This window comes from Tamlana sp. I1 (genome assembly GCF_015355625.1).
GTDB lineage: Bacteria > Bacteroidota > Bacteroidia > Flavobacteriales > Flavobacteriaceae > Pseudotamlana.
This window is the reverse complement of record NZ_JACLAF010000005.1, coordinates 173,586-193,979: the sequence shown is the minus strand read 5'-3', so window position 1 is coordinate 193,979 and position 20,394 is coordinate 173,586. Positions and strand designations below refer to the sequence as shown.

18 protein-coding genes and 1 riboswitch are annotated in these 20,394 nt (G+C 34.9%); of the genes, 4 read left to right on the top strand and 14 right to left on the bottom strand.

Going from position 1 to position 20,394, the window contains the following annotated elements; translation table 11 throughout:
- Positions 1–48 precede the first annotated feature (48 nt).
- The 5 genes from H6X70_RS06050 to H6X70_RS06030 all read right to left on the bottom strand — a co-directional run bounded on the left by H6X70_RS06050 (position 49) and on the right by H6X70_RS06030 (position 4,745).
- Positions 49–576, bottom strand: a complete 528-nt coding sequence (locus H6X70_RS06050; protein WP_194766773.1) for a hypothetical protein — start codon at positions 574–576, stop codon at positions 49–51.
- A 143-nt stretch (positions 577–719) separates the two neighbouring features.
- Positions 720–1,802, bottom strand: a complete 1,083-nt coding sequence (locus tag H6X70_RS06045; protein ID WP_194766772.1) for a bifunctional 3-deoxy-7-phosphoheptulonate synthase/chorismate mutase type II — start codon at positions 1,800–1,802, stop codon at positions 720–722.
- 10 nt (positions 1,803–1,812) lie between these two features.
- Complete coding sequence (locus H6X70_RS06040) at positions 1,813–2,664, bottom strand: prephenate dehydrogenase (RefSeq protein WP_194766771.1); 852 nt, start codon at positions 2,662–2,664, stop codon at positions 1,813–1,815.
- A 111-nt stretch (positions 2,665–2,775) separates the two neighbouring features.
- Complete coding sequence (locus H6X70_RS06035) at positions 2,776–3,921, bottom strand: pyridoxal phosphate-dependent aminotransferase (RefSeq protein WP_194766770.1); 1,146 nt, start codon at positions 3,919–3,921, stop codon at positions 2,776–2,778.
- Positions 3,918–4,745, bottom strand: coding sequence for a prephenate dehydratase (locus tag H6X70_RS06030; protein ID WP_194766769.1), 828 nt, complete (start codon positions 4,743–4,745; stop codon positions 3,918–3,920). Before H6X70_RS06030 ends, H6X70_RS06035 begins: the two co-directional genes overlap by 4 nt.
- A gap of 335 nt (positions 4,746–5,080) precedes the next feature.
- Here H6X70_RS06030 and gldA point away from each other — a divergent pair, with 335 nt between their 5' ends.
- The 3 genes from gldA (at position 5,081) to H6X70_RS06015 (ending at position 9,412) form a co-directional block, all read left to right on the top strand.
- Entirely contained in the window at positions 5,081–5,977 is an 897-nt protein-coding gene (gene gldA / locus H6X70_RS06025; protein ID WP_194766768.1) for a gliding motility-associated ABC transporter ATP-binding subunit GldA, read from the top strand.
- 154 nt (positions 5,978–6,131) lie between these two features.
- Positions 6,132–8,222, top strand: coding sequence for a phosphate acetyltransferase (gene pta, locus H6X70_RS06020; protein ID WP_194766767.1), 2,091 nt, complete (start codon positions 6,132–6,134; stop codon positions 8,220–8,222).
- Between the two features lie 2 nt (positions 8,223–8,224).
- Positions 8,225–9,412, top strand: a complete 1,188-nt coding sequence (locus tag H6X70_RS06015; protein WP_194766766.1) for an acetate/propionate family kinase — start codon at positions 8,225–8,227, stop codon at positions 9,410–9,412.
- A gap of 169 nt (positions 9,413–9,581) precedes the next feature.
- Here H6X70_RS06015 and H6X70_RS06010 read toward each other — a convergent pair whose 3' ends face one another.
- Both H6X70_RS06010 and H6X70_RS06005 read right to left on the bottom strand, forming a co-directional pair.
- Entirely contained in the window at positions 9,582–10,238 is a 657-nt protein-coding gene (locus tag H6X70_RS06010; protein ID WP_194766765.1) for a nucleotidyl transferase AbiEii/AbiGii toxin family protein, read from the bottom strand.
- 9 nt (positions 10,239–10,247) lie between these two features.
- On the bottom strand, positions 10,248–10,739 hold the full coding sequence (locus H6X70_RS06005) for a transcriptional regulator (protein WP_194766764.1): 492 nt from the start codon (positions 10,737–10,739) through the stop codon (positions 10,248–10,250).
- Between the two features lie 297 nt (positions 10,740–11,036).
- Between H6X70_RS06005 and H6X70_RS06000 the strand changes: the two genes are divergently transcribed.
- Positions 11,037–11,633 carry a YceI family protein gene (locus H6X70_RS06000; protein ID WP_194766763.1) on the top strand — a complete coding sequence of 199 codons (597 nt, stop codon included), beginning with the start codon at positions 11,037–11,039 and terminating at the stop codon, positions 11,631–11,633.
- A gap of 252 nt (positions 11,634–11,885) precedes the next feature.
- Here H6X70_RS06000 and H6X70_RS05995 read toward each other — a convergent pair whose 3' ends face one another.
- The 7 genes from H6X70_RS05995 to H6X70_RS05965 form a co-directional block, all read right to left on the bottom strand.
- Complete coding sequence (locus H6X70_RS05995; RefSeq protein ID WP_194766762.1) at positions 11,886–12,632, bottom strand: head GIN domain-containing protein; 747 nt, start codon at positions 12,630–12,632, stop codon at positions 11,886–11,888.
- A complete protein-coding gene (locus H6X70_RS05990) occupies positions 12,629–13,726 on the bottom strand; it encodes an acyloxyacyl hydrolase (RefSeq protein ID WP_194766761.1) in 1,098 nt (365 codons plus the stop codon). The genes H6X70_RS05995 and H6X70_RS05990 overlap by 4 nt, the downstream gene beginning before the upstream one ends.
- A 35-nt stretch (positions 13,727–13,761) precedes the next feature.
- Positions 13,762–14,718: a methylenetetrahydrofolate reductase [NAD(P)H] gene (gene metF / locus H6X70_RS05985; protein WP_194766760.1), complete on the bottom strand. Its 957-nt coding sequence runs from the start codon at positions 14,716–14,718 to the stop codon at positions 13,762–13,764.
- 896 nt (positions 14,719–15,614) lie between these two features.
- Positions 15,615–18,314, bottom strand: a complete 2,700-nt coding sequence (gene metH, locus H6X70_RS05980) for a methionine synthase (RefSeq protein ID WP_194766759.1) — start codon at positions 18,312–18,314, stop codon at positions 15,615–15,617.
- On the bottom strand, positions 18,311–18,667 hold the full coding sequence (locus tag H6X70_RS05975; protein WP_194766758.1) for a four helix bundle protein: 357 nt from the start codon (positions 18,665–18,667) through the stop codon (positions 18,311–18,313). The genes metH and H6X70_RS05975 overlap by 4 nt, the downstream gene beginning before the upstream one ends.
- Before the next feature lie 186 nt (positions 18,668–18,853).
- On the bottom strand, positions 18,854–19,150 hold the full coding sequence (locus tag H6X70_RS05970; protein ID WP_194766757.1) for an antibiotic biosynthesis monooxygenase family protein: 297 nt from the start codon (positions 19,148–19,150) through the stop codon (positions 18,854–18,856).
- An 11-nt stretch (positions 19,151–19,161) separates the two neighbouring features.
- Positions 19,162–20,175: a homocysteine S-methyltransferase family protein gene (locus H6X70_RS05965; protein WP_194766756.1), complete on the bottom strand. Its 1,014-nt coding sequence runs from the start codon at positions 20,173–20,175 to the stop codon at positions 19,162–19,164.
- 56 nt (positions 20,176–20,231) lie between these two features.
- A riboswitch (SAM riboswitch) is annotated at positions 20,232–20,358 on the bottom strand.
- Positions 20,359–20,394 lie beyond the last annotated feature (36 nt).

Genomic DNA, 20,394 nt, shown 5'->3' with positions numbered 1-20,394 from the left:
CTATTTTAAATTAAATATGTTGTTTTTTTCTTCTGAAAAGAAATGAGATTAAAACTTTTTTCCAATACCAACATTAAGTCCGTAACTGGTGTATTCTTGTTTAAAATCGAAATCGATTGATGGTAAAAGCAACCACGAATTACCCAATTCAATTTCATATTCGGCGCCAATACGCATAACGAATAAATTTTTATGATCTTCAAACTCCAATCCAGGACCTGCCATAATTGTTAATTCTTCTATGACTTTATAACCTGCCAAAACACCAACCAACAAAGCCTTGTCGCGCTCTAAATCTTCTCTATTAAATTCTACGATATAGTTAGCAAGCTCTAAATCTAATATCATACCTAGCACCCATTTTTCATTTAAAGTTCTAAAGTAATCCAAACCAATAGTGGGCACAAATACAGGGTCTTCCCTGTCGCCATCTTCAAAAGCACTAGGAATATGAGTGTAACCAAAAACAAAATTGATTTGATTTTTCTTTTCGGAAGTAAATTCGTTTTCTTCTTGAGCAAAAACAGATAGTGTGAAAAGAGAAAAAACTAAAAGGGAGGCAAAAACTTTATTCATTATTCATGGATTAAATTGAACAAAATAGAAATTTTAGTATGTGATTCTTACAAATATAAACATCCTATTTTAAAGGACTGTCCATTTTAAACAACAAAAAAAGCTCCCGAATAGGGAGCTTTTTAAAATATAATAACGAAAAATTATCCGTTAATAATTTTTTCTTGATGATTAATAGACTCTTGGTGAATCGCTTTAAACATCTTTAAAATAAATTCTTCACTTAAACCATATTGCTCACCTTCAAGAACCATTTTTCCTAAAATTTCGTTCCAACGTTTCGATTGAAGTACAGCAACGTTTTTATCTTTTTTCAATTGTCCAATACCATCGGCAGCTTTCATACGTTTTCCTAATAATTCAATAATTTGATTATCAACTACGTCTATTTGCGCTCTTAAAGTATCTAAAGCATTATTGTAATCTGCTTCAGCATTAGTTTCCTTTTTAATTTTCAAATCTTTCATAATTTGAACTAAAGTTGAAGGGGTTACTTGCTGTGCCGCATCACTCCATGCATTTTCAGGATCGTAATGTGTTTCAATCATTAAACCATCAAAATTCAAATCTAATGCCGCTTGAGATACATCAAAAATCATATCTCTTTTCCCTGTAATGTGAGAAGGATCGTTAATTAATGGAATATCTGGGAATTTGTTTTGAAATTCGATTGCCAATTGCCATTCTGGATTGTTTCTGTATTTGGTTTTTTCGTAAGTTGAAAATCCTCTGTGAATCGCTCCAATATTTTTTACACCAGCAGCATAAATTCTTTCAATACCACCTAACCATAAAGCTAAATCTGGGTTTACAGGATTTTTAATTAAAACCGGTTTATCGGTCCCTTCAAGCGCATCTGCAATTTCTTGCATGATAAATGGGCTTACTGTAGAACGCGCACCAATCCATAATAAATCGACATCGTGCTCTAAAGCTAATTTTACGTGAGCTGCGTTGGCAACTTCCGTACAGATTTTCATACCTGTTTCAGCTTTAACTTTTTGTAACCATTTTAAACCTAAAGCGCCTACACCTTCAAACATCCCTGGACGGGTTCTTGGTTTCCAGATTCCTGCTCTAAAATAAGTTACATCTGTATCTTTTAGCTCATGTGCTATTTTTAAAACTTGTTCTTCAGTTTCTGCACTACACGGTCCTGCAATTACCAATGGATGATCTAAATTTAAATCATCTAACCAGGCTCTCATTTCTTTGTTGTTTTCCATAATTTCACTCTTAACTAATTCCTTTTAAAATATCTTTTATATAATTGGTACTTTCCATCTCACTAAAAATCGCATCAAAATCATCATTTTGCATCAGCGTTTTAAAATGTGTGAGATTGTTAATATACTCTTCTAATGTTTCGATAACATTGGTTTTATTCTGCTTAAAAATGGGTGTCCACATTTCTGGTGAACTTTTTGCCAAACGTACGGTAGAAGCAAATCCACTACCCGCCATATCGAAAATATCGCGTTCGTTTTTTTCTTTTTCAATCACTGTTTTACCCAGCATAAACGAGCTAATATGCGATAAATGTGACACATAAGCGATGTGTTTATCATGTGCTTCCGGATTCATGTAACGCATGCGCATCCCAATATCTGAAAACAATTTCAAGGCTTTCTCTTGAAGCTTAAACGTGGTTTTTTCTACCTCGCAAACAATATTTGTTTTCCCTATAAACAAGCCTTCAATCGCTGCTGTTGGCCCCGAATGTTCCGTTCCTGCAATAGGGTGCATGGCAAGAAAATTTCTTCGCTTCGGATGATTTTCAACAGCCTTACAAATATCAACTTTTGTTGAACCCGCATCGACTACCAAACCATTATCCGATATTTTATCTAAAATGGTTGGCAACAACTTTACCGTAGCATCTACTGGAATAGACACAATAACCAAATCGGCAAATTCCAAATCGTCTAAAGTTGCTTTTTTATCAATTATATTAAGCTCTAGTGCTTTGTTTAAGGTTTCATCTTTTCTACTAATACCGTGAATAACCGCATCTGGATTATACTTTTTAATATCCTTAGCAAGACTTCCGCCTATTAAACCAACACCTATTGCATATATATTTTTCATCCTAACTGCCCCATAACCCCTGAAGGGAACTCTTTCTCGGGACTAAGAGTTATCTGTTTTTAATCTTTTTATAATTTACAGCAACTACAAACTGTAACTGCGACTGTAAACTTATTTTACTCGCGCTATACATTCTTCTATGGCTTCATTTGTTGCACATAGCGAAAACCTAATATAGCCTTCTCCTTGGGTTCCGAAAACGGTTCCTGGAGTGATAAAAATATGTTTCTCATACAAAACCTCATCGATAAAAGCTTCCGAAGTTAAACCTTCTGGCAACTTCGCCCAAATGAATAATCCGGTGGCATTTTTATCGTAAGTACAATTCAAGGCATCGGCTAGTTTCCACACTAGTTTTCGGCGCTCTTCGTACACCTTGTTTAATTCTGAATACCATGAATTTGAACACTTTAAAGCTTCAATAGCACCCTTTTGTATGCCGTAAAACATACCCGAATCCATATTGCTTTTCACTTTTAAAATGTTATTAATATGTTCCGCCGAACCAACAACCATACCTACGCGCCAGCCTGCCATATTAAAGGTTTTGCTTAGCGAATTAAGCTCCAAACAAACCGCTTTAGCACCAGGAACACTTAATAAACTTTTTGGCGCATCGTTTAATATAAAACTGTACGGATTATCGTTTACAATTAAAATATTATGACGGGTTGCAAAATCGACTAAATCTTTAAACAACGATTCTGAAGGCTGTGCTCCCGTTGGCATATGCGGATAATTAACCCACATAAGCTTTACTTTACTTAAATCTAATTTTTCTAAAGCTTCAAAATCTGGTTGCCAATTATTAGCGGCATCCAAATTATACAACACGCCTTTTGCACCAACCAAATTGGTAACCGATTGGTAGGTTGGATAACCTGGATTTGGAATTAAAACTTCGTCGCCTTCATTTAAATAAGCCATCGAAATGTGCATAATCCCTTCCTTGCTCCCCATTAAAGGCAGAATTTCTGAAGCTGGATCTAGATTTACCGAAAAATGTTCGTTATAAAACCCAGAAACCGCTTCTCTAAGCTCAGGCAAACCTTGGTAGCTTTGGTATTTGTGTGCGTTTGGGTTTGTAAAACTCTCCGATATTGCTTCTAGCACCGCAGTTGGCGGCTGCATATCTGGACTTCCAATCCCTAAACTTATAATAGGTTTTCCGCTTGCAATAAGCCCTCCTACTTCTCTTAATTTTTTTGAAAAGTAGTATTCTTCAACCGTCTGTAATCGATTCGCTACCTCAATCATAACTTCGCATTTTTATATTCGCCTAACACTTTAAAAGCATCGCCCATAATTTCAATGATGGTTTTTGCTTTTTTGAAATCGTTGTAACTTTCAAAAGTAACATCAACAAAAAAGGCATATTTCCAAGGTGTTTCCACAATGGGTAAAGATTGAATTTTTGTTAAATTCAGCCTACAATCGCTCATCACATTTAAAATAGCAGCTAGACTTCCGCGTTTATGGTTTGCTTCAAATTTTACTGAAGCTTTATTGATTTCATTTTCTGGAAACACCGAATTTTTACGCTTAACAATAACAAAACGGGTTTCGTTATGTTTTATGGTTTGAATGCTGTGCGCCAGAATGTCTAAATTAAAAATTTCGGCAGCCGTTACACTCGCAATGGCGCCAATCCCTTTTAGTTGATTTTCGCTGATACGCTGTGCCACCTCGGCCGTATCTTTATCTTCAACCAGTTTAATATGAGGATATTGTCTAAAAAACTTTTTACACTGTAATAAAGCCATTGGATGCGAATACACTTCCTTAATATCTTCAATCGTTTGGTTTGGTAAAGCCATTAAATTATGCTGAATATCTAAATAATGTTCGCCTACAATATGTAAACCATATTTATCAATTAAGGCATAATTAGGAATTATAGACCCCGCAATTGAGTTTTCTAAAGCCATAATACCTGCATCGCATTCTTTGGTCATTAAAGAATCCACCACTCTGTCGAATGTCATACACTCGATAGAATCCACAGGGTTTTCAAAAAATTGTTGTGCAACAATATGATGAAAAGACCCTTTTACTCCTTGTATGGCTACTGTTTTAATCAAATTTTCAACTTTTATTAAGTTCTAATGCCGTAGCATTTATTTTTGTAACGCTTAAACAAAAAAAAGTCTCGATTTTCATCGAGACTCATATCATTAATTTATATTTATAAATTATACATACAACGCCTCGTTTCTTTTGCTAAAAAAGAAATAGTTGTTAAAATATGTATAATATACTGTTGTTGTCATAATTACGGCGCTAAAGTAATTATTATTTCGAGAAATCAAAACACAATATTTTATTTTTTACGCTTTTATTAAAAGTTTTAAAGATTTTACAGTAAAACTTCCATTACTTTAGATATTCATTTATTTTTGAATAAATAATTTTAATTATGTCCATTGAAGTCCTCGGTGTTTCAAAACTTTACGGAAACCAAAAAGCCCTTAACAACATTTCATTTCATGTAGGAAAGCCCGAAATAGTTGGTTTTTTAGGCCCAAACGGTGCTGGAAAGTCTACATTAATGAAGATTTTAACCACCTATTTAAAACTTAATGATGGCCAAGCCTTGGTTAATGGGTTTGATGTAAACAAAAACCCAAAGGCCGTGCAACTAAGTGTGGGCTATCTTCCGGAACATAATCCCCTATATTTAGAACAATATATTAAGGAATATTTAATGTTTAACGCGCAGGTTTATAAAATTGATAAACAGCGCGTCAATGAGGTTATCGAACTTACAGGATTAACGCCTGAAGCTCACAAAAAAATCGGACAACTATCTAAAGGATATCGCCAGCGTGTTGGTTTAGCTAATGCCCTACTACACGATCCCGATGTTTTAATTCTAGACGAACCTACTACCGGACTAGATCCCAACCAATTAATTGATATTAGAAACCTGATTAAATCCGTTGGAAAAACCAAAACTGTTTTTCTTTCAACGCATATCATGCAAGAGGTTGAAGCCATGTGCGACCGTGTTATTATTATTAACAAAGGTGAAATTGTGGCCGATAAAAACTTAAACGACCTTAGAAATGATGCCGAACAAGTGGTTATTGTTGAATTCGATTACCGTATTGAAAACGCCTTTTTACTAAAACTTCCTAAAGTTGAAAGTGTAAAAAATACGCATGGATTTGTATATGAAATCACTTTTAAAACTACAGAAGATATGCGTTCTCATGTTTTTGATTTCGCACACGATAATCAATTGAAAATACTACAACTCAATCAGAAAAACGCTAGCTTAGAATCGCTTTTTAGGAATTTAACCACAAATTAACTATCTTAAAATTCGATTATGACAAATATCATCTTTAGCTAAACAACTACCTACTAATTTTGCCAAAGGAATTAATCCTTTAGCAATCTATAATTCATTCATTTTAAATAAAATTAGAATTAATTAACCATTGTTAAATTAGAAAACAAACAACATGAGTAAAGGTATTTATGTAGCAACTATTGAACCTAACAGCGGAAAATCTGTTATCGTATTAGGTTTAATGCGCATGTTACTAGGAAAGACAGCAAAAGTAGGATACTTCAGACCTATAATTGAAGACACTGAAGAAGGTGAAACAGACAACCACATCAACACAGTGGTTTCTTATTTTGAAATTGATATTAACTACAAAAAAACATACGCTTTTAAACGAAGTGAAGTCCTTGATTTATACAACAAAGGAAAATCGGGAGAAGTGATTGATGAAGTTATTAGAAAATATAAATATCTAGAAGAACGCTTTGATTTTATTTTAGTTGAAGGCACCGATTTTTCACATGAAAATTCAAGCATAGAACTAGACATCAATACGCTTATCGCCAAAAACTTAAGTTTGCCAGTCATTCTTGTGTCGCGTGGCGATAATTTAATTATTTCTGAAATTGCAGACAATATGCAATTGGCCTACGATACTTTTAAAGAAGAAGTAGACGTACTGTCAATCATGGCTAATAAAGTCGCTCCAGAAAATGTTAAGGACTTAAAAGCACTTTTAAAAGACAGAATTGGAGGAAATACCGATATTACTGTAATCCCTAAAATTCCAAGTTTAGCCAACCCGACCATCAAGGAAATCATTAAACAAGTGGATGGCGAAGTACTTCTTGGTAAAGATATGCTAAACAATCAAGTGGATAGTGCCATTCTTGGTACCATGCAATTGCGTAATTTCTTAAACCATATAAAAGACGACTGTTTAATTATTACATCTGGCGATAGAGCCGACATTCTTTTAGGGGGTATGCAAGCGCACATTTCCAAAAACTACCCTAAAGTATCAGGCATTGTACTTACTGGAGGTTTAATTCCAGAAGACACTATTTTACGGTTAGTAGAAGGACTTTCAAGCGTGGTGCCAATTATTAGCGCTAAAGAAGGTACTTTCTCTATCACCAACAAAATTGGTAAAATTAGAACTAAAATTTACGCCGATAATGTTGAAAAAATAGAAACGGCTATTGCTACTTTTGAAAAACACGTGGATACCAATAAATTGGCAAATGATTTAATCACCTTTAAATCTGAAATTTTCACACCAAGAATGTTTCAATATAATTTATTGCAACGTGCTTTAAAAAACAAAAAACACATTGTTTTACCAGAAGGTTACGACGAGCGTGTTTTAAAAGCAGCAGCCCGATTAATTGATGCCCATGTGGTAGATTTAACTTTAATTGGTGAAAAAGATAAAATTCAAGAAATTATTACTAGAAACGATATTCCTTTAGATTTAAAGGATGTTAATGTGGTTACACCGCAACAATCGGAACATTATGAAGATTACGCCAACACGTTTTACGAACTAAGAAAACATAAAAATGTAAACCTTCAAATGGCTAAAGATACCATGTGCGATGTTTCATATTTCGCAACCATGATGATTTATAAAGGTCATGCCGACGGTATGGTTTCTGGTGCAGTTCACACCACACAACACACTTTAAGACCTGCGTTACAATTTATTAAAACAAAACCAGGTGTAAATATTGTGTCTTCTGTATTCTTTATGTGTTTAGAAGATCGTGTATCTATTTTTGGTGATTGTGCCATCAACCCAAACCCAAATGCTGAACAGTTAGCAGAAATTGCAATTTCTTCGGCTGAAACGGCTCAAAACTTTGGTGTAGAACCTAAAGTAGCCTTATTATCTTATTCTTCTGGATCTTCAGGTAAAGGAGAAGAAGTTGATAAAGTGAGAACCGCTACCGAAATCGCAAAAGAAAAGGCTCCAAACTTAAAAATTGAAGGCCCAATCCAGTATGATGCAGCTGTAGACATGCGTATTGGTAAAAGTAAATTACCAGATTCTGAAGTTGCCGGACAAGCAAGTGTGTTAATTTTCCCTGATTTAAACACAGGAAATAACACCTACAAAGCCGTACAAAGAGAAACCGGCGCTTTAGCCATTGGCCCAATGTTACAAGGTTTAAACAAACCGGTTAACGATTTAAGTAGAGGTTGTACTGCCGACGATATTTACAGTACAGTAATAATAACAGCTATTCAAGCTCAAGATATATAACAATGCAAGTATTAGTTTTAAATTCTGGGAGTTCATCCCTAAAGTATCAATTAATTTCAATGCCAGAAGAAACCATTTTATGTTCAGGAATTATTGAACGTATTGGTTTAGATGATGCCATTTTTAAATATAAAACCGACAAAGATTCTGTAGATCTTGTCACTGCTATCCCTAATCACAAAGTAGGATTAGAGTTAGTAGCAAAACAATTATTAGATGCCGAAACGGGCATTATTAAATCGACCGACGATATTGCTGTAGTAGGACATCGTGTGGTACACGGCGGAAAATATTTTAGTGACACCACTGAAATTACCACAGAAGTTAAAGAAAAAATAAAAGCTTTAATTTCATTAGCACCGCTTCACAACCCTGCAAATTTAGAGGGTATTGAAGTCGCTGAAGCTATTTTCCCTAACGCAAAGCAAGTGGCGGTTTTCGATACGGCTTTCCACCAATCTATTCCTGAGAAAGCGTATTTATATGCGATTCCTAAAGCCTATTCAGACGAACATAGCATTCGTTTATACGGATTCCATGGCACCAGTCATAAATATGTTTCAGAAAAAGCTACCGAATATTTAGGCAAAAAAGCTTCAAATGTCATTACCATTCACTTAGGTAATGGTTGTAGCATGTCGGCTGTAAAAGACGGAAAATGTATCGATCACTCATTAGGCTTCTCCCCTGTTAACGGGTTAATTATGGGAACGCGTTCTGGTGATATCGATCAATCCATCATCTTCTATTTAGCTAAAAAGCTGAATTATTCTTTAGATGAGATCAACACCCTTTTACAAAAGAAAAGTGGTATGCTTGGTTTAACAGGATATAGCGATTTAAGAGATATTCAAGCTGAAGCTGAAAAGGGCAATACAGATTGTCAATTAGCATTAGCCATGAACACTTACCGCATTAAAAAATACATTGGTAGCTACGCTGCGGTATTAAACGGATTAGATGCTATCGTTTTCACGGCTGGAATTGGTGAAAATTCTGATTTGGTTCGAGAAATGGTATGTGAAGATATGGATTTCTTCGGATTAGAATTAAACAAAGAAGAAAACGCGAAACGATCTGGTGAGATTCGTGAGATTAACTTGCCTACATCAAAAGCTAAAATTTTAGTGATTCCAACTAATGAAGAACTAGAAATCGCAAAACAATCGGTTGATTTATTCGAAAATTAATCATCTCAAACTGATTTTACATCATTTTGTAGCATAGAGCAATCCTACATAATAAACCCGCAGCTAAACATTTTAGTTGCGGGTTTCTTTTTTGGTTATAGCATATATTAACAATATCAGACATCTAGAAGATGTTTTTTTATTCAAAAAAGAGACTAAACGGACTTACTTAGGTTTTATTTTTAATATAAATATTTAGTATATCCGTAATATCCTCTTTTATAAACTCCCAGTGCTTTCCTAAAAAACAAATGGGGTCAAAGTCATCATCAGCATTTTCGAATTCAATCAAATTCTTTAGAATTAATTTATGTTCATGGGTGTGGGGATAACGCTGTTTGTGCAAATCCAACATGATATTTAAACTATAAAAATTGAATAACTCATGCAAATCCCAAAAATCTTTTTTTCTGCCACCTCTTTGGATGACATCTAGTTTCATGGCTGAAATTTCTTCCAGAGTAGCCATTCGAACACCATCTTCAATAAGTGGCAATTGGATAAATGGGTCAGTATAAAATACATCTAGTTTTATGGTGTTTTCGGAATCTGTTCCTATGAAATAGGATTTCCCCAAAGCCACGGGAACAACTTTCAAGTGGTCTACGTAAGCAAAATTATATTCCAAAAAACTTTGTATAACATCAAAATCAATTGTCCCATATGGGAGGTCACTAAATAAATCTATATCAATAGATTCTCGATGTCCTATTTGCAAACTTAAAGCTGTTCCTCCAACTAATCTAAACGATTCAAATTCCTTAGCAGACATTAATAGAGTCAAGACCTTTTTTAGTAAATCATTTACGGTATTATAATGAAGCATCTACAAATATTAAGTTTTTAAATGAGAAACTGAATAGGGTGCTCTTGTTTTAGCAGATAGTACAGCTTCCACTTTCTTCACACCATAAAAACGGCGAATTTCATTTTTTTCAGTGTCGTTACCACGTTCAAAAACTCTATGAATAACAGCCTTAAATTGCCTGTTCCAATCTATTTTTGAAATATCGGTATCCCAAAATAGCGCCTTTCTTAAAACGGATAAGTTAGGGGTATTAGAGCTGATTTTTTTCTTTGTTGAAACAATATCATAAAAAGTTTGGAGTATAGAGAAAGTGCCTTCCTCTATACCTAACTTTTCTTCAATTTTTAACGCTAGAGGAATATTTAGACTTCTTTTTCCTTTTATTATAGCATTAAGTGTTTGTGGGTGTTCATTTATGGATAAGGCAAATGGACGCTGACGAATCATACGTTTTTGCAACTCCCTTTCAAGTATAAAACCAGGGTGAATGCCTTTGTATTTCTCTATAAACTTATTCACAGTACAAATATAAACAATTTTGTTTATATTTTACGCTCCAATACTTGTCATGGCAAACTGATTTTACATTCATTTTATTTCCACTTGTTGTCATTTCAAAAACAATACAAATAGCTTATCTTATAAACCATTAACACACAGTGCTTAAATTAAAAAAGACTTTAAATTATGTAATTCTCAAAAATAAGAGAAAAATTTATCTTAAATTACGAATATAACAACTAAAACATGATAAAAATCATAATATGATAATTTCAAAGTTTAGATATTTGCATCATAATCTAAACCCATTAACTCATGAATACGCAAAATATTATAAATAGACTAGTAAGCTTAATCGTTGTAGTAGGTTTTACTATGAATTTCTCTCAAGCACAAATGTTACAGCTTGAAAATCAAGAATCGCATCTTACAGTATTTGGAAGTTCTAATCTGCATGGTTGGAAAGTAGATGCTAAAACTAAAAATGGTTCTATTCGTTTTAATGATTTAGAGTCTAGTGACATTACCCACTTATCACTTACTGTATCAGCCGAAAGTTTAAAGGGAGTAAAACTAGGAATAACTGAAACAGCAACGGAGACGCTAAAATCAGATCAATACAAATACATTTTATTTACCTTAAGCGAAGTGACCAATGTAACCCCTAAAGGAAATGGTCAATTTGCTGTCCAGGCCATAGGCAATTTGGTCATTGCAGGAACCAGTAAAACGATACCGTTAGATTTTAATGTGGACATAAAAAAAGGAAATGTAACCCTTGCAGGAAACACAAAATTAAAACTATCTAGCTTTAACCTAACACCTCCAAAAAGGTTAATGGGAACTATCAAAGCCAAAGATGATATTGTATTAAGATTTGAAACTAACTTCACGGAATCCCCAATATTATAAACCATAAAAGCCTTTACTTCTGTTATTTGAACTATACCAATTATAACCTAAAATGAACCCTATAATTTGTTTCTATTAAACTCATATTTCAATAAAAAATAAAACCGTAGCGCAGCTATGCTTTGATTTTGTATTTCATATGAACCCAATATATTCCAAATTATTTAGGCCCCCTTTTAAATCATAATTGGTATTGGTCTACGAAGTAAAGTTTTTTTATGTCTAAATTTACAGTCTGTCTTCACTATAAACCTACTCAAAAATTAATCGCCCTTTATAAACTTCTTCAACCTCAACAATTGCAGGTTTATTAACAGAAATAACATTGCCCGTACCAGAGATTTTACCTTTAATTTCCTGTTGCGGGTTTATTATAATGTCGTTAGCACTTCGGTTATTAACGTTTATTTTTTGGGCTACGAGTTCGCGACCTTCAAAACGCGAGGTTCCCGAAGCTAATAACACATTCAAAGCATTTGTTTGTCCAGTTACATAAGCATTAGACAGGTTATTAAATACAAAACGCAAATTATCGTTATCGATAGTTAGATAAAAATTGGCGTTTGTATAAGAGCCTGGCACACCATAATCTTCAGACAAAAAGGCAATCGTTGGATAGGTTAAAACGCCATCGGAACGGATGTCAAACTGCGTAGAACTTCTAACTTCAGTAAGGTTAGGCGACGTAATATAAACTTTAGTAATGCCGTAATCGCGTACATAATTACAAGTGTTGTTATCGGTTAAAGTTAATTTCCCTTCCAAAACTTCAGCAGTAACATCTGGCATTAAATTTTTACCTGTTTCAATAAGTACTTTTTGTTCGGGACCTTCCTTTATTACAAGCTCGATATCTCGATTTACAAAAATTTTATCAAAAACATCAACTTGAATTTCTTTTTGAATAATGGTGCCTGCCGTTTGAAAACAATCGTTGGCAGATTCGCTATCGCAAGCAAAAGCTATCATTAAAAATACGATGTAAACTATTTTTCTCATAACCTAATTCCTCCTCCAAATTCTACCGCTTCAGCCTTGGCTCCGTGCGATTTTAAAGTTACTGCAGCAAACCATTTTTTACCAAAATAACGCTTTAATCCCAATCTTAAATAAGTCTGACCTTCAAAATCGTAAGGGTAATACACATAATACCCAAACTGAGTGACAATAGACGTTTTGTTTATAAACAGCTCGTGGCCAGCAAAAATTCCAACCCGTTTATAATCTTCATCTCCCGAAACATTTTCTTCAGGGAATGAAACAGATTTATAGTAAATTAATTCTTTTAAGAAATTTGAAAAGAACACATCGGTTCCTAATTGCAAAGCACTTTTTCTGGTAATACGTTTATCAGCATAACCTGAAAACACATAAAACGGAAACTGTCCGCTACCTACAACATCACTTTCATTAATACCCGTTCTAAAAACCAAATTGAATTTTATGGGTTCTGTGAATTTGCCGTCGTTTTCGGCTAACGTATGTTGGTATTCCAAAGGTTGTTCATCAATATTATAAACCAAACCTAAATTAAGCGTAATAGAATTAGTACTCGCATTGGGCGCTTTCACATTCGCGTTAGAGTAGTGTATTAAGGAAAACCCTGCCTGCAAACCAAACCTATCAAAAATGCGTTCCTTTTTATAATTTAACATTACAAAAGTACTACTCATTAAATGTGTACCGTAGGCGATATTGCGGTAGTTTTGTTCTTTATCGTATGGATTTTCGGTATAGCCTAAACCCTGCCCCAAACGAAACATTAAGTTGCGCTTAAAAAAGTAAAAATTGTAATGAGCATACAGCGAAGCCACGTTTCCTAAAACATCATTCTTCATGTTTTGGTAAGCGTAAGTCACCCCGTAATCCGGATAATTGTAGCGTTGTTCCCAGTCGTTAAACCCAAAAGTTTTCCTGTTCCAACTTAAAATAAAGCCTTCAGGATGCCCTTGAATTAAATGCGCGATGTCTGAATTGTGTTCGGCAATATTCCCTCGAAAATAACTAATATCAAGTGTTGATGTTTTTGTTTTTTCTTGTGAAAAACCAACAATAAAAACTAAGCAAAAAAAGCAGGTAAAATAAAACTTCATCAATGGGTTTTGTAAACCGCAAATGTAAGTTAATTTTAAAACAATGCCTTAGCTATAGCGTGTACATTATCACTTTTTCCCATAGAATAATAATGTAAAAATGGCACACCTGCATCTCTTAATTCTTTAGACTGCTGAATGGCAAATTCTATGCCCACCTGGCGCACGGCTTTATTATCCTTACACCCTTCTACGGCTTCAATTAACGTTTCTGGCAAGTCAATTTTAAAAACTTGAGGTAATATTTGTAAATGACGTTTTACAGCAATCGGTTTGATTCCCGGAATAATAGGCACCGTAATACCAATTTCACGTGCTTTATCTACAAACTCAAAGTACTTTTTATTATCAAAAAACATTTGGGTCACCACATAATCAGCTCCCGCATCCACCTTAGCTTTTAAGCGTTTTAAATCGGTATTTAAGGACGGAGATTCCATGTGTTTTTCAGGATATCCAGCAACACCCACACAAAAATCGTAATTGTGTTCTACTTTAATATCGTCATGGAGATACTGTCCTTTATTCAAATTTGAAATTTGCTGAACCAATTCGCTAGCAAAAGCGTTTCCGCCCTCGGTTGGCACGAAATACGATTCGTCTTTTCTTGCATCACCACGTAAAGCCACCACATTATCAATCCCTAAATAATGGCAATCCACCAACACATATTCGGTTTCTTCTTTAGTAAATCCACCACAAAGCAAGTGCGGAATGGCATCCACCTTATATTTATGCATGATAGACGCACAAATACCCACGGTTCCCGGACGCATACGCGTGATGCGCTTGTCCAATAAACCATTACCTCTATCGACATACACATATTCTTCTCTAGAAGTCGTGACGTCTATAAATGGCGGATTAAACTCCATTAACGGATCGATATTATTGTATAAATCTTGAATGTTTTTTCCTTTTTGAGGCGGAATAACTTCAAAAGAAAATAATGTTTTACCGTTTGCTTTTTTAATGTGATCTGTTACTTTCATAAGAGGCCTCCCTTAATCCCTCCAAAGGAGGGAAACTGTTACGGGATATGTGTTATTATTTTATACTTTTTTCTTTTCTTTCTAGTTTTCCTCCCTAAGCCTGCATTGCGCGCAGTCGAAATGGGAGGTTAGGTGTTTTCTAAAATTTGGGCGTTACCAATCCCGATAGCTATCGGGAGGTCGGGCTTTACGTTGCAAGTCCGCGCTCGTACCTCGCTGTGGGCTTTCCACTGCAATCCCTAACGCGAGCTACTCCTGCAATAGACCTTTCAGGTTTTAAAAACCTGAAAGGTCTATGTCATATTAAGCCTTTCGAAATATCTAATATCGTATAAATATTAAAGGTTTCGACAAGCTCAACCTGACAGTCTCTTTTTAAATTAACGCCGTTTCTCAACCACTTTTAACCCAAATCACAGAACAAAGTTCTATGATGTTAATCTATTATGTGAAATAAGCTACCGTTAAAGCAGTAAGGGTAAGCATCAAAAGCTGAATAAAGAAAATGATCTCTGTTCTAAGTTTTTTCATGATTCTATTTTTACTGCAATATTCTTATTTCATTCTATCCAATTCGTTAGTTTAATAAAAATTAATTGTTAAGTTAAAAGCCTTTTCTTTAACAAAAAGAGACTTTTAATTAGCAATTATACTTTTTCTTGGTTTTCCATTGTCACCCCCAACGCGCGTCTCTCCTGTATAAGACCTTTCAGGTTTTTAAAACCTGAAAGGTCTAAAAAACTTATCTTATAACAAAACCATTACAATGGTCAACATCATAAGCCTCAACTAATCGCTCCAGAAGAGGGAAACTGTTACGGGATATATGTTATTATTTTATACTTTTTTCTTTTCACTCGAGTGTTCTTCCCCTTCGGGGAGGTTAGATGGGGCTTCTACTCTGCAATATTAGCGTGCAACCACTTTCTAGCTTTCTCCTTAGTAATCCCTTTACGTTCGCAATAATCGGTGACTTGGTCGTCGGTAATTTTACCTAAACCAAAATATTTAGCTTCTGGATTTCCAAAATAGTAACCAGAAACAGCTGCTGCTGGCCACATGGCTAAACTTTCGGTAAGGGTAACACCTATTATTTTTTCAACATCTAACAATTCCCAAATGGTTTCCTTCTCTAAATGATCTGGACATGCTGGGTAACCTGGCGCCGGACGAATACCTTTGTAAGTTTCTTTAATTAAATCGTCGTTACTTAAATCTTCATTAGCAGCATAACCCCAATGTTTCGTTCGTATTTGCTTGTGTAAATATTCCGCGAAAGCTTCAGCAAAACGATCAGCAATAGCTTGAGCCATAATACCGTTATAATCGTCGTCTTTAGCTCTATAGCTATCAGCTAATTCTTGTGCTCCAAAAATACCCACACAAAATGCACCCATGTAATCCTTTTTACCAGATTCTTTAGGTGCAATAAAATCGGCTAAAGCATGATTAGGAATCCCTTCGCGTTTCTTTAATTGCTGACGCAACGTTCTAAAAACAGCGATTTCCTCACCTTTTTTCTGAATAGAAATATCATCATCATTTATCGAATTGGCTTCAAACAAGCCAAAAACAGCTTTTGCTTTTAAGGATTGTTTGGCTATGATTTCTTTAATCATTTCCTGAGCTTCAGCATACATAATAGTCGCTTGCTCACCAACCAATTCATCGGTCAAAATATCTGGAAATTTTCCGTGTAAATCCCAGCTTCTAAAAAACGGACTCCAATCTATAAAAGGCTCTAAGTCCTTTAAACTAATTTGTTTCAACATCTGAATCCCTAATTCGTTAGGTTTTACAATTTCAGAGGTTTCCCAATCAATTTTATATTTTCTTTTGCGGGCTTCTTCTATAGAGATATATGATTTTTCTTTACCTCGCTTTAAAAACTTGGTTCTAAAATCATCATAATCGGCCTTCATTTTCGCCACGTATTCGTGCGATGTTTTCTTGTTCAGTAAATCACCAACAACGGTTACCGCTCTCGATGCATCATTTACATGTACTACAGCATTGTTATACTGCGTATCAATTTTTACAGCCGTATGTGCTTTTGATGTCGTTGCCCCACCAATAAGTAAAGGCAATTTGAAATTTTGACGCTGCATTTCCTTAGCTAAGTACACCATTTCATCAAGCGATGGTGTAATTAATCCTGATAACCCGATAGCATCTACACGTTCGCTTATAGCAGTTTCAATAATTTTTTCTGGTGGCACCATAACCCCCATATCTACAATCTCGTAGTTATTACAAGCCAAAACAACACTCACGATATTTTTACCAATATCATGTACATCACCTTTTACTGTGGCCATTAATATTTTACCAACAGGTTCTTGTTTGTCTGTTTTTTCAGCTTCAATAAACGGATTTAAATAAGCCACGGCTTTTTTCATCACACGTGCCGATTTCACTACCTGAGGCAAGAACATTTTTCCTGCTCCAAATAAATCACCAACAACATTCATCCCGATCATTAAATGACCTTCAATAACATCGATGGGTTTTTCAGCTTCTTGTCTGGCTTGTTCAATATCTTCAATAATAAAAGCATCGATACCTTTTACTAAAGCATGAGTGATTCTATCTTGCAATGGGTTTTCACGCCAAGTTAAATCGACTCCTTTTTCTGTTTTTGATCCTTTTACGGTTTCAGCAAAATCTAATAAACGCTCGGTAGCATCGTCACGACGGTCTAGAATCACATCTTCAACATGCTCTAATAAATCCTTAGGAATATCATCATAAACCTCTAAAAGTGCTGGGTTTACAATCCCCATATTCATACCAGCCTGAATGGCGTAGTATAAAAACACCGAGTGCATCGCCTCACGAACACCATCATTTCCTCTAAACGAAAACGATACGTTACTCACCCCACCACTCACACTTACATTTGGTAAGTTCTCACGAACCCAACGTGTGGCTTCAATAAAATCGATAGCGTTTCTGCGGTGTTCTTCCATTCCTGTTGCTACAGGAAATATGTTTAAATCGAAAATAATATCTTCAGAAGGGAAACCTACTTCATTAACTAAAATATCATACGAACGTTTTGCAATTTCAATACGACGCTCGTAATTATCGGCTTGACCAACCTCATCAAAAGCCATAACAATTACAGCGGCACCATAACGTTTTATTAATTTGGCTTCTTGAACGAATTTTTCTTTTCCTTCCTTTAATGAAATGGAGTTAACCACGCATTTTCCTTGCACCACTTGAAGACCAGCTTCGATAATTTCCCATTTCGAACTATCAATCATGATAGGCACACGACAAATATCGGGCTCGGCAGCAATTAAATTCAAGAAACGAATCATGGCCTCCTTACCGTCAATTAATCCGTCATCGAAATTAATATCAATAATTTGCGCACCTCCATCTACTTGATGACGTGCAATATCCAAAGCTTCATCGTACTTTTCTTCTTTAATTAATCGAAGAAATTTACGGGACCCCGCTACATTAGTACGTTCTCCTACATTTATAAAATTGCTATTTTCGTTCAGAACGAGGGGTTCCAGTCCTGAAAGCTTCATATATCGTTTTTGGTTTTTGGTTTTTGGTTTTTGGTTCGCTTCGTCAATCATAGTTTTTTGTAATAATTAATAAAACCGTTTAACAGCTTTTTACTTGAAATTACAGTTCCCAAGATATTTTTTAATTCTGCTTCTGAAATATATTCCAAATCAAAAGACAAATATAATTGTGTTTCTACTTCTTGCAATGAGCCTTTAGCTATATATAAAAAGTGAATGGTCTCTTTATTTGATTGTCTTCCTATGCCTTCTGCAATATTTGAAGGCACAGATACAACAGATCTTCTTATTTGGTTTGTTAAACCATATAATTCTTCGTTTGGAAATGATTTTGTTAACACATAAATTAACTTAACCAATTCTCTCGAATACTTCCAAACATCTAGTTCAGTATATGAATTCATTTCTTATTTATTTCTTGAACTGATTTAAACTTTTCCATTTGTTAAAAAAATTATTCCTTACGTAAAAACGCAAAAAACATAAATCACTTCATTATTCATTTTGATTAATACATTATTAGTTCTTATTACTTTTCACTCCCATACTATTCAACCATCAACCAAAAACCAATAACCAATAACCAGCAACTACAATTCTTCAACCAACTTATAATGTTCTACTGTTGGAAACGGTTCGTAAAAATGGTGTAATAATGCTTTCCATTCTAGATATTCCTCAGATTGTCTAAATCCGATTTCATGATCTTCTATTGTTTCCCAGTTTACTAATAAAATATATTTATCGTCTTGCTCTACACATTTTTTTAATTGGTGTGAGACATAGCCTTTCATTGATGAAATGATTTTTTCTGCTTTTTTGAAATTGATTTCAAACTCAGCTGAAAGTCCTTCCTTTATGTTTAATATGGCTACTTCTAATATCATTTCTTCTCTGCTTAATGAGATGCTGAAACAAGTTCAGCATGACGGCGTGGCTTATATTTAGCAGCTAATTTTGCAATAACGCTAATATGTTCTGGTGATGTTCCGCAACAGCCACCAATAATATTTATTAAATTTTTCTTTAGATATTCTTCAATTTGCTCGCCCATTTCCTCTGGTGTTTCATCGTATTCCCCAAAAGCATTTGGTAAACCAGCGTTAGGGTGTGCTGAAATAGCAAAATCGGTTTTATTAGCAATCGCTTCTAAATGTGGTTGTAATAAATTAGCACCTAAAGCACAATTAAATCCGACAGACAATAAAGGAATATGAGATACTGAAATTAAAAAAGCTTCGGCCGTTTGCCCTGAAAGTGTTCGTCCAGAAGCATCGGTAATCGTACCACTTAACATGATAGGAATATCGATATTGCGCTCGTCCTTTACTTCTTCAATTGCAAACAAGGCTGCTTTGGCGTTTAAAGTATCAAAAACGGTTTCAACTAATAGCAAATCGGCACCACCATCCATTAAAGCTTCCACTTGTTGTTTGTACGCGATGCGTAATTCATCAAAAGTAACCGCTCTATATCCAGGATCGTTAACATCTGGCGACATACTTGCTGTACGGTTTGTTGGCCCGATTGAACCTGCTACAAAACGTGGTTTGTGTGGTTCTTTAGCGGTGAATTTATCGGCAACTTCCTTGGCTATTTTAGCTGACTCGTAGTTGAGTTCGTAAACCAAATCTTCCATTTGATAATCGGCCATAGCAATCGTGGTTCCCGAAAAGGTATTGGTTTCAACAATATCGGCTCCAGCTTCAAAATATTTGGCGTGAATGGTTTTTATAGCTTCAGGCTGCGTGATAGAAAGCAAATCGTTATTACCCTGCAAAGGCGTTGGGTAATCTTTAAAACGCTCACCACGAAAATCTTCTTCGGTGAATTTATAGGCTTGTAACATGGTACCCATAGCACCATCTAAAACCAAAATGCGCTCTTTTAAAGCCTGTTGTATGTCTGACATTTGTTTGATATTATTTAAAGTCTATAATATCATCAAGAAAAGTAAATAAATACTATTCGTTATCTGTCTGATTGATTCCTGAAATAAACTCAGCACAAGCAGTAGAACGTAGCACCTTCTTTACAAGATAAAGGGTTGCCAAGGTTTCTCTGGGTCTAATCCCTCTACCTTTCTTGATAACATTAATACGTTAATGAACTAGCGCACAAAAGTACTAAC